Source organism: Tepidiforma bonchosmolovskayae (assembly GCF_008838325.1).
Classification (GTDB): domain Bacteria; phylum Chloroflexota; class Dehalococcoidia; order Tepidiformales; family Tepidiformaceae; genus Tepidiforma; species Tepidiforma bonchosmolovskayae.
In genome coordinates this window covers 1,122,135-1,134,253 of record NZ_CP042829.1, presented here as the reverse complement: position 1 = coordinate 1,134,253, position 12,119 = coordinate 1,122,135, and the positions used below count along the sequence as shown (strand labels likewise).

Below are 12,119 nucleotides of genomic sequence, written 5' to 3'. Positions count from 1 at the left end.
CGCGTACGATTCCCCGCCATGAACCGCATCGACATCGAAATCAAGCTCAACCGCGACCGCGCCTGGCTCCTCGAAACGCTCAGCGCCATGCCCCCGGAGGAGCTCTACGCGCCCCGGACCCGCTCCGAGCACGAACCCGGGAAGTGGTGGTCGTACGCCGACCACTTCATCCACACCACCCTCATCGAGCGGAACTGGAACGACATGATCCGCCGCCACCTCCGCGGCGAACCTGCCCTCCCGCGCCGCCTCCGCGAGGACGGCACCCCGCAGTCCCGCGAGGAGGTGATGGCCGGCATCCACGCCTGGACCGAAGCCTGGGCCGATGAACACCGCGGCAAACCGTTCGGCGAACTGGTCCGCATCGGCCTCGCCGTGCGTGCCGAGACCCTCGCCCTCCTCGCCGAACTCACCGACGAGCAGCTCCAGGAGAAAATCCCCGGCGCACCCTGGGCCGACGGCACCATCGGCGGCATCCTCGCCGCCAACGCCGACCACGGCCGCATGCACTTCCGCTGGGCCCGCGAAGGTTCGTCCGGAGGACAGTGAAGCGCCGGGCGGCCCGGCGGCCGCCTGCTAGCCGAAAAACGCCTCCGCCGGCGCCACCGCGCCCCGCACCGGCGCCGGCGCCTCGTACCTCCGCAGCTCCCGCCGCTTCACCGGCAGGTAGCAGTGCACGCACGCCCGCGGCCGCGGCAGCTCTGCCGGCACCTGCACCCGGTACACCCCGTGTTCGGGGCACTCGATTTCGAACTCGATGACCTCGATGTTCATGGCGGCCTCCCCGAAGCCCGACCCGCACCCCGCGGATGGAACCATAGCATAGATCGATATGCCCGCCCGTGAAGGGCCGAATGGCCCCCGAAATGTGAACATTTGGCAAACCGGGCTGTTCCGGCTTCATTCCTCCGCGAAATCTGCCTCGGGCAGCGCCTCCCCATCGGCCAGCAGCCACTCCAGCCCCTCGGCCTCCAGCCGGGCCGCCGCCTCGCACCGCCCCCGCCACGCGCAGAACCCGCAGTGCGGCCCCGGGTTCGCGAGGAACTCCGCCTCCGCCTGCATCCGTTCCGCCATCCGGGCGGCATACGCCATGGTGTGCAGCGCGTCCTGCCGCGTCAGCTCCCGCACCCGCTGCTGCCCCGTCCGCAGGTTCCACGCCACCGCCCGAACCGTCGCCTCCGCCGGCAGCCGCCGCACCGTCCGCACAATCACGTGCGCGAGGTCCAGCTGCCGGTCCGTCACATCCTCGACCTCGAACTTCCCGGTCTTCCAGTCGATGACCAGCCACCGGTTCGCCGCCAGCCGGTCGACCCGGTCGGCCCGCGACCGCACGGTAATCCCCGCGCGCTCCCACGGCGCCCAGCTCTCCAGCTCCGCCCAGCGCGCCTCCGAGGCGATCGATTCGTGCGCCGCGATCCCCGCTTCGTAGCAGGCGAGCGCCTCCGCGTACCCCTCCGTCCCCGGCCCCGCCAGCTCGTGCTTCGGCATGCGGAGGTACGCGTCCAGTTCCGCGTAGCCGTCATCCGGGTGGCCCGTGTCGCACAGCTTCTGCATCGCCCGGTGCACCGCGTTTCCCACAATCAGCGCCGCCGTCTGCTCCTGTTCCGGCCACGGCAGCCCCGAGACGTAGGCGAACCAGTACTGCTTCCGGCACCGCCGGAAGGTCTCGATCTTGCTGTGCGTCAGCCGGAAGAGCTCGCTCGACATCGCCGCGCAGTCTACCCTTTCCTCACGTCCCGCCGTCACCCATGACCGCACCGCTCGAAGGCATCCGCGTCATCGAACTCGCCAACTACGTCGCCGCCCCCAGCGCCGGCGGCCTCCTGCGCGACCTCGGCGCCGAGGTCATCAAAATCGAACCGCCCGGCGGCGAAGTGATGCGCGGCGTTGTCCCCACCGGCACCGGCCCGGGCACCGCCCCCTTCAACTTCCTCTTCGAACTCGAAAACCGCGGCAAGCGCTCCGTCACCGTCGACCTCGACGCCCCCGGCGGCCCGGAGGTCGTCCACCGCCTGCTCGCCGGCGCCGATATCTTCCTCACCAACCTCCTCCCCCGGCGGCTCCGGCGGTTCGGCCTCACCCCGGAGGAGGTCCACGCCCGCAACCCCGGCGTCGTTGTCGTCGCCATCACCGGCTACGGCCTCGAAGGCCCCGATGCCGACCGCCCCGGCTTCGACTTCTCCGCCTTCTGGACGCGCAGCGGCATCATGTCGCTCATCGGGCACCCCGGCAGCCCGCCCGTCATCAGCCGCATTGCCCAGGGCGACCACACCACCGGCATGGCCGCCGTCGCCGCCGCCCTCGCCGCGCTCCGCCTCCGCGACCTTACCGGCAAGGGGCAGGTCGTCGATATCTCCCTCCAGCAGACCGGCCTCTACACCATCGCCACCGACGTCGCCAAGACGCTCGTCGACGGCCGCCAGCCCCGCCGGTTCGACCGCACGGCCCCCGAAAACCCGCTCTTCAACACCTACCCAACCGGCGATGGCCACTGGGTCATGCTCGTCCACATGACCCCCGACCCCTACTGGCCCCGCCTCTGCCGCGCCATCGGCCGTGAGGACTGGGCGGCCGACCCCGACCTCGCCACCATGGCCGGCCGCCGCCAGCGCGGCGCCGAACTCGCCGCCGGCATCGAACAGGCCTTCCTCGCCGAATCCCTCGCCTCGCTCGCCGAAAAACTCGACCGCGAGGGGCTCATCTGGGCGCCCATGGTCGAACTCCCCGAGGTTGTCGCCGACCCCCAGCTCCGGGGACGCGACGCCTTCCAGCCGCTCGAAACGCCCGCCGGCACCTTCGAAACCGTCGCTGCCCCCTTCCGCATCCGCGGCGCCGATGTCCGCGTCCGCGGCGCCGCCTCCGCGCCCGGCGCCGATACTCTCGACGTCCTCCGCGCCGCCGGCTACACGGACGACGACATCGCGGCCCTTGCCGAGCGCGGCGTCTTCGGCTGACCCGCGCCGGCCCCCTGCGCGGTGGCCCGGCTCGCCACCGGCGCCGATAATTCACGCATGAGCGACGACCCGTTCGGCCAGTCCATCGCCTCCCTCGCGAACTGGGTGCCGCCCGATGAGCCGCCCACCGGCCAGCGCGCCGCCCTCCACCGCCTCGCCGCCGCCATGCGCGCTGTCGCCGAGGCCCTCACCGATATGCAGGCCGACGAAGCCGACCTCATCGCCGCCGCCGAGGCGATGGAGCAGTTCGGCGCCCGCCTCGAAGCTACCCGCACCGGGCACCGCCCGTGGGGCTTCGCCGAATCCGCACCCGCCGGCGATGCCCGCGCCATGTTCGACCGCAGCCCCGTCATCGGCCTCGGCAACCCCGTCGCGCCGCCGCTCCGCATGGAGATCGACGGCGACCGGATCATCGGCCGCGCGAACTTCGGCGCCCAGTACGAAGGCCCGCCCGGCCACGTCCACGGCGGCATCATCGCCGCCGCCTTCGATGAGGTGCTCGGCATGGCCCAGGCCCGCACCGGCCGCCCCGGCATGACCGGCACCCTCACCATCCGCTACCGCCGGCCGACGCCCCTCCACACCGAGGTCGTCTTCGAAGCCCGCGTCGACCGCGTCGAAGGCCGCAAAATCTTCGCCGCCGGGACCCTCCACGCCGGCGAAACCCTCTGCGCCGAGGCCGAGGGCATCTTCATCTCCGTCGACTTCAGCCGCCTCGTCCGCTGACCCCGCCACACCGTCCCCCTCCCCTGGGGAGGAGGGAGGCCCCGCCCCCTGACCTCCCCGCCCCTGGGGAGGAGGGATGAGATGCTCTCCGATCTCCCTCCTCCCTTCTCCCTCGGCGGGGGGCCGGTGCCGGGGCGGGGCTCCCTCCTCCCTTCTCCCTCGGCGGGGGGCCGGTGCCGGGGCGGGGCTCCCTCCTCCCTCCTCCCTCGGCGGGGGGCCGGTGCCGGGGCGGGGCTCCCTCCTCCCTCCTATACTCCACCCATGCCCGAAATCCCCGAGCTCGAAGCCATTCGCGGCTTCTTCGACGACCAGCTCACCGGGCGCCGCATCGCCGCCAGCGCCGTCCGCATCCCCGTCGTCTTCCGCACGCCCGCCAGCGAGTTCCGCGAAACCCTCCCCGGCGATGCCTTCACCGCCTTCGGCCGCCGCGGAAAATTCCTTCTCCTCTCCCTCGCCTCCGGCCGCGTCCTCGCCGTCAATCCGATGCTCACCGGCCGCTTCCAGTACGTCGACCCCGCCGTGAAGCTCCCCGCAAAGACCTGCCTCGTCCTCGACATCGAAGGCGGCCGCTCCCTCCGGTACGCCGACGAGCGCCTCATGGGCAAGCTCTACCTCGTCACGGCCGACGGCCTCGAATCCATCCCCGGCTGGACCGCCGGCGGGCCCGACCTCCTCGACCCGGCCCTCACCGAAGATGCCTGGCTGGCCCGCATCGCGAGGTACCGCGGCGGCATCAAGAACATCCTCGTGAACGCCGAGTTCGTCCAGGGCATCGGCAACGCCTACGCCGACGAAATCCTCTGGGAAGCCCGCATCAACCCCTACACCCCGCGCACGAAACTTGCCCCGGACGACCTCCGCCGCCTCTTCCGCGCCGCCCGCGAAGTGATGGACTGGGCCACGCCCCTCGCCCGCGCCGCCATGGTCCGCGACGGCACCCTCGACTACGAAGAGCGCCGCGACTTCCTCCGCGTCCACCGCCGCGGCGGCCAGCCCTGCCCCCGCTGCGGCACGCCCATCACCGAAATCACCGCAAACCAGCGCATCACCAGCTTCTGCCGGCAGTGTCAGCCGGAGCTGCCTGCCTGAGCCGGCTCCCCCGCGCCGTCCTCGCCCAGCCGCTCCCGCAATATCCGGCCGATCTCCTCCACGCCGTACGGCTTCGGCAGGAGCTCCACCCCGTACCGTTCCACCAGCGCCACCACCCCGGCGTCGGTCGTCGCACCCGTGGCGAGAATCGTCCGCGGGATGAGGTGCGGCAGCCGCGCCTCGAACCCCGCGAACACCGCGTCCGCCGTCTCCGCCGCCAGCCGATAGTCGCAGAGCACGACGTCCGGGTCTGCCTCGGCCGCCAGCTCCAGCGCCCGGGCGCTGTTCTCCGCATCGAGGCAGCGGTGCCCGAGGCTCTCCACCAGCCGCCGGCAGACCTTCCGCAGGCTCGGCTCGTCGTCGATGACGAGCACCGTCGCCTGCCGGGCAGGGACCGGCGCTTCGCCCTCGCCCCCTTCCGCTGCTCCCTCCGGCGGCGCCGGAAGCGTGATAACGAACGTCGTGCCCACGCCCGGCGCCGAGATGACGTCGATGGTCCCCCCGTGCGACTGGATGATGGAGTAGCTCAGCGAGAGCCCGAGGCCCGTGCCGAAGCCCTGCTTCGTCGTAAAGAACGGCTCGAAGATCCGCGCCCGGGTCGCTTCGTCCATCCCCGCGCCGGTGTCGCTCACCGCCAGCCGCACGCCGCCTCCCTCGTCGCGGCCGCCTTCGATCACAATCCGCCGCGTCGGCCGGCCCTGCAGCGCATGCTCCGCGTTCGTCACCAGGTTGATGACCACCTGCGTGAGCTGGTGCTCGTTCCCCCAGGCCGTTAGCCCTTCCTCCAGCCTGACCTCGACGTCGATGCCCCCCTGCTGCCACGCCCGCTCGCGCAGCCGCTGCACGTGGCCGACCACCTCCGCCAGCCGCACCGGGCCGTGCTCTGCCGTCCCCGGCCGCGCGATAAAGAGCAGGTCCCGCACGATGTTCCGCGCCCGCAGCGCCTCCTTCTGGATGATGCCGAGCTCCTCGCCCATCTGCCCGGTCGTGTCCGAGAGCGCCAGCACCTCCGCAAAGCCGAGGATCGCCGTCAGCGGGTTATTCAGCTCGTGGGCGACCCCGCTGATGAGCTCGCCAAGCGCCGCCAGCCGCGAGGCGCGCTCCATCCGCTCCCGGTTCCGCTCCTCATCCTCCTGCCGCCGCACCTCCTCGGTCACGTCGGCGGCCACCGTCAGCACCCGCAGCTGCGGGTCGGCCAGCGGCACGTACTCGTAATCGAACCATCGCGTCTCGCCGCCGATGGTGAGCGAGGTCCGCCCGCGGCTGCCCTTCCCTTCCGCGACTGCCAGCCGGAACGCCTCCCGGAGGTCGTCCGGCAGCATCGCGGCTGCCTCCTCGAGCGTCGTCGCACGCCCCTCAGGGTCGATGGCGCGGACGACCTCCCGCCCGAGGGCGTTCGCAAACACCGTCCTGCCCGACGCATCCGAGAGGATGACCGCCTCCGAGAGGGACCGGAGGATCAGCCCGTACACCGCCGCCTGCCGCTCCCGCTCCTGCGTCGCGATGGACGCCTCCACGGCCGGGCCGACCACCTGCGCGATCCGCCGGATGAGCGCAAGGTCCCGCTCCGAAAACCGGTGGCCCGGCTCCCGGCTCGCCACCAGGAGCAGCCCCGTGACCGCGCCGCCGGAGTAGGTGGCGGTATAGCTCACTGACGAAAAGCCGAAGTTCGGCCCGAAGTGGGAGGCCGGCAGCGCCTCGCCCGGGACCACGGCCTGCCCGGTCTGCCGCGCCTCCTCCTCGTGCGGGAGGACCGGCAGCCGCAGCTCGGCCCCCAGCACATGGGGCCAGGCCAGCACGTCGCCGTCGAACCGCCCGAACGCGGCAAATGCGCGCGGCACGAACCGTTCCAGTGCCGGGAGCACCGCCCGCAGGATGGCGGTCGGCCCCTGGGCAGTCGCCGCTGCCGCGCTCGCCTCCGCGAGGATCCGCTCCTCTTCCGCCTGGCGGTCACGCTCCGCCTGCGCACGCACGGTTTCGATCACCGGCCCCACGATGCCCGTCACCCGGCGCAGCAGCGCAAGCTCGCGCGGCCCGAACCGGAACGCCGGGTCCCGGCTCGCGACCATCAGCATCCCCGGGACGCCCCCTGCTGCGTGGTAAGCCGTCAGCGCATAGGCGCACAGCCCGAGCCCCCCGGAGACCGCATCCCGGTAGGGCGCCAGGTCCCCCACGCCCTGGCCGGCGGCCAGCGCTGCCCGCCCCACCGGCGAGAACCGCATCACCAGCTCCTCCTGCCCGATGACCCGCAGCCCCTCCGGGTCGGTCACTTGGTAGCGGATGCTGTCGCCCTCCACGAACCCGTACATCGCATACGCCCCCGGGATGCGCGCCCCCAGCGCGGCCGGCAGGCAGTTCACCACCTCGGCGATCGTCCGCGCCGCGGCCGCCGCGGCCGCCACGCTCGCCACAACCCGCTCGTCCTCCGCCTCCTCCAGCCGGCGCCGCCGTTCCCGGAAGTTCGCCATCGCCGGGCCGGCGATGTCCGCCACCAGCCGGCAGCGGCGCAGGTCCCGCTCGCTGAACCGGTACGCAGCGTCCCCCGTCCCAACAATCAGCGCGCCGATGAACTCGCCCTCCGAGGCTGCCGCCGTCGTCACCCACCGCACCAGGCCGGCGGCTGCAATGCTTGCCCGGTTCTCGGGCAGGATGTCCGGGGTCTCCAGCGAGTCGACCGACAGCCCCGCTGCGATCGCCCGCCGTACGCCCGGCCCCATCGGCCACCGCGACCCATCGGCGGCGTTCACCAGCTCGTCGCCCTCCACGTAGAAGAAGCCCGCGGTCGCCTGCGGCACCATCCGCCCGAACAGCTCCTGCAGCCCCCGCAGGAACTCCGCGTCAGTCGTCGCCCGCGCGGCGGCAGCCGCGGCGTCGGCGAGGAACCGCTGCTCCTCGGCCTCCTCCTGCCTCCGCCGGAGTTCGAGCAGGCTGGCGAGCGCCGGCCCGGCAAGGTCGGCCGCCATCCGGAAGATGCGCAGGTGCCGCTCGGTCGGCCGGTAGTCCGGGTCGCTGCTCCCAATCCAGAACGTGCCGATCTCCCGGCCCCCGGCCGCCAGCCGCGTCGACACGTAGGTCACGATCCCCAGCTCCTGCATCCGCTGGCGCGATTCCTCGCTCTCCCGCGGGTCCGCCGGCGAGGCCACCACCTGCCCCTCCGACGAGGTTCGTGCCAGGTTCGCATCGAACGGGAACCGCAAGCCGGGCACCGCCACGCTCTCCAGGTCGCCGTTCGGCTGCCGCACCAGCAGGTCGAACCGGCTCGCCGGCACCAGCGTTCGGACGTGCCGCCCCAGTCCGCGCACCAGCTCCCGCTCGTCGGCCGCTGCCGCCGCAATCCGCGCCGCCTCTGCGAGGAACCGCTGCTCCTCCGCATCCTCGCGCGCCCGCTGGGCCGCCCGCGCGTTCTCCATCGCCGGTCCGACGATCTGCGCAATGAGCCGCAGCAGCCGGAGCTCCCGCTCGCCGAACCGGTACTCCCGGTCGCGCGAGGCCACCACCAGGAAGCCGAATGTCCGCCCGCCGGCCCGCGCGGCCGTCGTCGACGCGGCCTTTGCGCCCATCCGCCAGAGCGGGCTCCGCGGGTCGAGGTCCTCCGGGAGGCTGTCCGCATGCGTCTGCCCCGCTTCCTCAGCCAGCCGTGCGTAGGCATCGATGTCCGACTCGAACACCGTGCCGTCGCCCAGCGGGAAGACGAGCCGGTTGCCCTCCCGGAACCCGAAGGCGATGATCGGCAGCGGAATCAGCGACCGCAGCGGCCGCTGGAGCGCGACCGTGATCGCGTCCGGTGTCGACTCCCGGGCCGCGACCGCCGCAATCTCCGCCAGCAGCCGCTGGTCCTCCGCCTCCAGCCGGGCCCGCTCCGCCGCCCGCGCATTCGCCATGGCCGGCCCCGTAATATCCGCAATCAGCCGCACCAGCCGCGTCTCCCGCTCGCCCGGTGCGAAGGCAGGATCGCGCGAGCCCACGACCAGCAGCCCGACCGGCGCGCCGGCCGAGTTCGCCGCCGCGATGATGTGCGCCTGGATGCCCAGCGCCTCCAGCTCCGGCAGCGCGCCCCCCGGCACAATCCGCTCCGCAGCCGGCGGCACCACCGTGCAGCCCCGTTCGAGCGCCTCGCGGAAGTTCGCACCGACCGGTACGACGGTCGCAGGCCCCGCCCGGTTGGGAAAGACGCACACCTCGCCCTCGAGGAACCCGAACGTCACGAACGGCGCCGGCACGAACCGCCGGACCGTCCCCGACAGGGCGTGCGTAATCGCCAGGGCGTCATCCTCCCGGGCGACCGCGGCCGCCGCGGCCGCCACGATCGCCTGGTCCTCCGCCTCCTGCCGCTCGCGCTCCAGCGTCAGCATGTTCGCCATGGCCGGCCCGAGGAAGTCGGCGATGAGCTGCGCCAGCCGCGCCTCCCGGGCCCCCGGGCGGAACGCCGGCGCCTTGCTGAAGAGCAGCAGCATCCCGACTGTCTCGCCGCCGGCGCGAGCCGGCGCGGCAATCCGCGAGACGATGCCCGATTCCGCCATCTCCCGCCGCGCAATCTCCGATACCGCCGGTGCCCCGGGCCCGAAGACCGCCGGCACGCCCTCCGCGATGGCCCGCGCGACGTTCGGCCCGACCGGCACCCGCAGCACCTCATCGTGCTCACGCAAAACCGCCAGCTCGCCGTCCCGCAGGAAGGCGATGCGCACCTCCGGCTCCGGGATGAACCCCGCGACGGCCTCGACCAGCGCCGCGGCCAGCTTCCGGGGGTCCCGCTCCCGCGCCACGGCGGCCGCTGCGGCCGCGACAATCCGCTGCTCCTCCTCCTCGCGCCGCCGCGCTTCGGCCCCGCGCCGGTTCGCCACCGCCTGCCCCAGCAGCGCCGCCACCAGGCGGATGAACTCCAGCTCCTCCTCCGTAAACCGTTCGTCCTCCCGCCGCCCGATCGTCAGCAGCCCCTCCAGCCCCTCCGCCGAGGTCAGCACTGCCGTCGCGGCACGCCGGTAGCCCGCCCGGTGGAGCGCCTGCGGCACCCGCCGCGGATTCCGCTCCGTCCGGTACTGGATGACGCCCCCCGCGCCGGCCGTCTCGGGGATGCTCTCCTCCCGGAAAGCCGGGTCGTCATCGATGTCCAGCCGGTGCGACCGGATCGGCCGGTACTCGCCCGTCGCCGGGTCGCGGTACGTGATCGACAGCAGGTCGAACCCCACTGCCTGGAGCAGCGTCTGCGCCAGGGCGTCGAAGTGCTCCCGCACGTCGCCCCCGCCCTCGAGCAGCGCCGTAATCTCGGAGAGCGCCTGCCTGCGGACCGCAGCGCTCAGCTGCTCCCGGACCTTCCGGTGGTTCGCCAGCGCCTGCCCGAGCAGCGCGCCCACGGTCTCCAGGTGCGCCAGCTCCTCCGCGTCGTACGGCCGTTCGCTCGTCCGCGAGATCAGCAGCAGTCCTTCGTCGCGCCCTTCGTGGCGGAGCGCCACGGCTGCTATTCGCTTCGCTCCCGCTGCCCGGCTTCGCTCGGCAACCGGCCCCTCGAACTCCGCGATCGGCGCCTCCAGGACCGTCCGTTCGACCAGCCGCTCGAACAGCGAACCGAACGACGCGCGGCTGGCGATGTCTCCGGGCCGCACCGTCCGCCGTCGGATGCTGTCAACCGCACGGAAGTGGTCGGCGCCGCTGGTCACCCAAAGTCCCATCCCGTCGAAGTCGAGCACCGCCTGCAGCCGCGCCGCCAGCGCCGCAAAGAACGCCTCCGGCCCCTCGCCCCGGTGCAGCAGGAGGGCCAGCTCGTTCAGGATCCGCGTCCGTTCCGCCAGCCGGGTCGCCTCGAACAGCCGCCGCCGGTTGCCGACCGCCACGGCGAGCAGCCGCGCCAGCGCCCCAACGAATTCGCGCTCCTCGCCGCTGAACGGCGCCGCCTCCCGCCGCGCGAGGTTGAGCGAGCCCACCAGCCGGCCCTCGTCGAACAGCCGCGCGATCAGCCCCCGCCGGTACCCGGCCCGGCCGACAGCCTTCCCGAACGCGGTCACGGCCTCCGCCGGGTCATACTCGTAGATGCCGTCCGGTCCGAAGGGCAGCGTCGCCGACGGTGCGGTCCCCAGCGGGAACGTCATCCCCGTCCGCAGCATTCCCTCGGGCTCAACGCCGACGACCTCCAGCGCCGCCCCTGCGGGGTCCACTGCGGCAAGCGCGACCCAGTCGTACGCGAGCGCTTCCGGCAGGAGCTGCGTCAGCTCCCGGAATACTGCATCGAGCGGCGTCCCAACCGAGAGGTGCACCGCCAGCTCGTTCAGCACCCGCGCCCGCGAGGCCGCCGCCAGCGCCTGCCGCTGCCGGAGCTGGCCGGTCAGCGCCTGCGAGAGCAGCGAGCGCAACAGCCCGATGAAAGCCAGCTCCTCGTCGTCGAACCGCCGCGGCGAGCGCCGCGCCACGATGAGCAGCCCCGCCGTCGCGCCATCTTCCCGGATGACGCCTACCGCGGCCCGGCCGTACCCCGCCAGCGCCAGCCCGTCGTCCGGGCTCGCGCCTGCCTCCGGCCGGAACTGCAGGACGTCGCCCTGCGCCGCCAGCTGCTCGATGAACGCATTCCCCTCGGCCGTCGGCGGCAGCCCCCGGTGCACGCCCGCCGGCGTCTCGCCCACCAGCGCGAAGCCGCCCGGCCCGCGCAGCACCAGCCCGAGGTAGTCGACCGGCAGCGCCTCCGGCAGGAGCCCGGCCAGCGCCGCGAACAGCGTCTCGAAGGTGTCTCCCCGGCTCAGGCCCGCGGCCAGCTCCGCCGCAGCCCGCGCCCGGGCGGCAGCGGTCATCGCCCGGCGAATCTCCCGCTCCCGCGCCGCGGCGGCTGCGAGCAGGTCTGCCCCGGCCCGGAGCAGCGCCCGCGCCCGGGCATCCGGCTCGCCGGCCCGGAACGCCGCCACGACCAGCCCGACCGGTTCGCCCCGGTCAACGAGCGTGCAGACCCAGCCCGCGCGGTAGCCCAGCTCCTCCAGCACTGCAGCCGCGGGGTGTTCCTCTGCCCCCGCCCGGAACACCTCCCCGTTCGCCAGCGCCGCGCCGAGCTCGAGCCCGACCGATTCCGCCGACAGGACCCGCCCCACCAGCGCCGGCGGATGCTCAACCGGCCACGAACCCGCCACCCGGGCGCTCCCTCCGTCGCCCTCGGCCACGAACAGGGTGAGGAGGTCCGCGCCTGCCGCCCCGCACAGAGCCGCGGCGAACGTCCCGAACCGCTGCGAGAGCGGCCCCGCGGCAGCAGCCGCGAGCGCGAGCTCGTGCAGCACCGCCCGGTCTTCAGGTGTCAGGCTCTGGCCGGGAGCCATCCTTCGGTGTCCCTGTCCCCCTTCCCGTAAGTGTCGGCTGCAGCCGGGCCACGGCCCATCA

Annotated in this window: 7 protein-coding genes; 4 read left to right on the top strand and 3 right to left on the bottom strand. The window is 73.3% G+C overall.

Translation table 11 applies throughout. The features are described from left to right. Window positions 1–18 precede the first annotated feature (18 nt). A complete protein-coding gene (locus Tbon_RS05740) occupies window positions 19–549 on the top strand; it encodes a DinB family protein (protein WP_158066737.1) in 531 nt (176 codons plus the stop codon). Window positions 550–576: 27 nt separating this feature from the next. On the opposite strand, the gene Tbon_RS05735 is transcribed toward Tbon_RS05740, so the two are convergent. Both Tbon_RS05735 and Tbon_RS05730 read right to left on the bottom strand, forming a co-directional pair. Further along, the gene (locus Tbon_RS05735) at window positions 577–774 is read right to left on the bottom strand and encodes a hypothetical protein (protein ID WP_158066736.1); all 198 of its coding nucleotides are present in this window, start codon (window positions 772–774) and stop codon (window positions 577–579) included. Window positions 775–900: 126 nt separating this feature from the next. Then, the gene (locus Tbon_RS05730; protein WP_158066735.1) at window positions 901–1,707 is read right to left on the bottom strand and encodes a RecB family exonuclease; all 807 of its coding nucleotides are present in this window, start codon (window positions 1,705–1,707) and stop codon (window positions 901–903) included. Window positions 1,708–1,748: 41 nt separating this feature from the next. Between Tbon_RS05730 and Tbon_RS05725 the strand changes: the two genes are divergently transcribed. The 3 genes from Tbon_RS05725 (at window position 1,749) to Tbon_RS05715 (ending at window position 4,769) form a co-directional block, all read left to right on the top strand. Next, window positions 1,749–2,954: a CaiB/BaiF CoA transferase family protein gene (locus tag Tbon_RS05725; protein WP_158066734.1), complete on the top strand. Its 1,206-nt coding sequence runs from the start codon at window positions 1,749–1,751 to the stop codon at window positions 2,952–2,954. A gap of 57 nt (window positions 2,955–3,011) precedes the next feature. Further along, window positions 3,012–3,680, top strand: coding sequence for a PaaI family thioesterase (locus Tbon_RS05720; RefSeq protein WP_158066733.1), 669 nt, complete (start codon window positions 3,012–3,014; stop codon window positions 3,678–3,680). 261 nt (window positions 3,681–3,941) lie between these two features. Next, on the top strand, window positions 3,942–4,769 hold the full coding sequence (locus Tbon_RS05715) for an Fpg/Nei family DNA glycosylase (RefSeq protein WP_158066732.1): 828 nt from the start codon (window positions 3,942–3,944) through the stop codon (window positions 4,767–4,769). Here Tbon_RS05715 and Tbon_RS14380 read toward each other — a convergent pair. After that, complete coding sequence (locus Tbon_RS14380; protein WP_158066731.1) at window positions 4,748–12,019, bottom strand: GAF domain-containing protein; 7,272 nt, start codon at window positions 12,017–12,019, stop codon at window positions 4,748–4,750. The genes Tbon_RS05715 and Tbon_RS14380 overlap by 22 nt on opposite strands. Between the last annotated feature and the right edge of the window lie 100 nt (window positions 12,020–12,119).

Coding starts and splice junctions, on each gene's coding strand:
- Tbon_RS05725 (WP_158066734.1), top strand. CDS start 1,749: ATGACCGCACCGCTCGAAGGCATCCGCGTCATCGAACTCGCCAACTAC.
- Tbon_RS05715 (WP_158066732.1), top strand. CDS start 3,942: ATGCCCGAAATCCCCGAGCTCGAAGCCATTCGCGGCTTCTTCGACGAC.
- Tbon_RS05730 (WP_158066735.1), bottom strand. CDS start 1,707: ATGTCGAGCGAGCTCTTCCGGCTGACGCACAGCAAGATCGAGACCTTC.
- Tbon_RS05735 (WP_158066736.1), bottom strand. CDS start 774: ATGAACATCGAGGTCATCGAGTTCGAAATCGAGTGCCCCGAACACGGG.
- Tbon_RS05740 (WP_158066737.1), top strand. CDS start 19: ATGAACCGCATCGACATCGAAATCAAGCTCAACCGCGACCGCGCCTGG.
- Tbon_RS05720 (WP_158066733.1), top strand. CDS start 3,012: ATGAGCGACGACCCGTTCGGCCAGTCCATCGCCTCCCTCGCGAACTGG.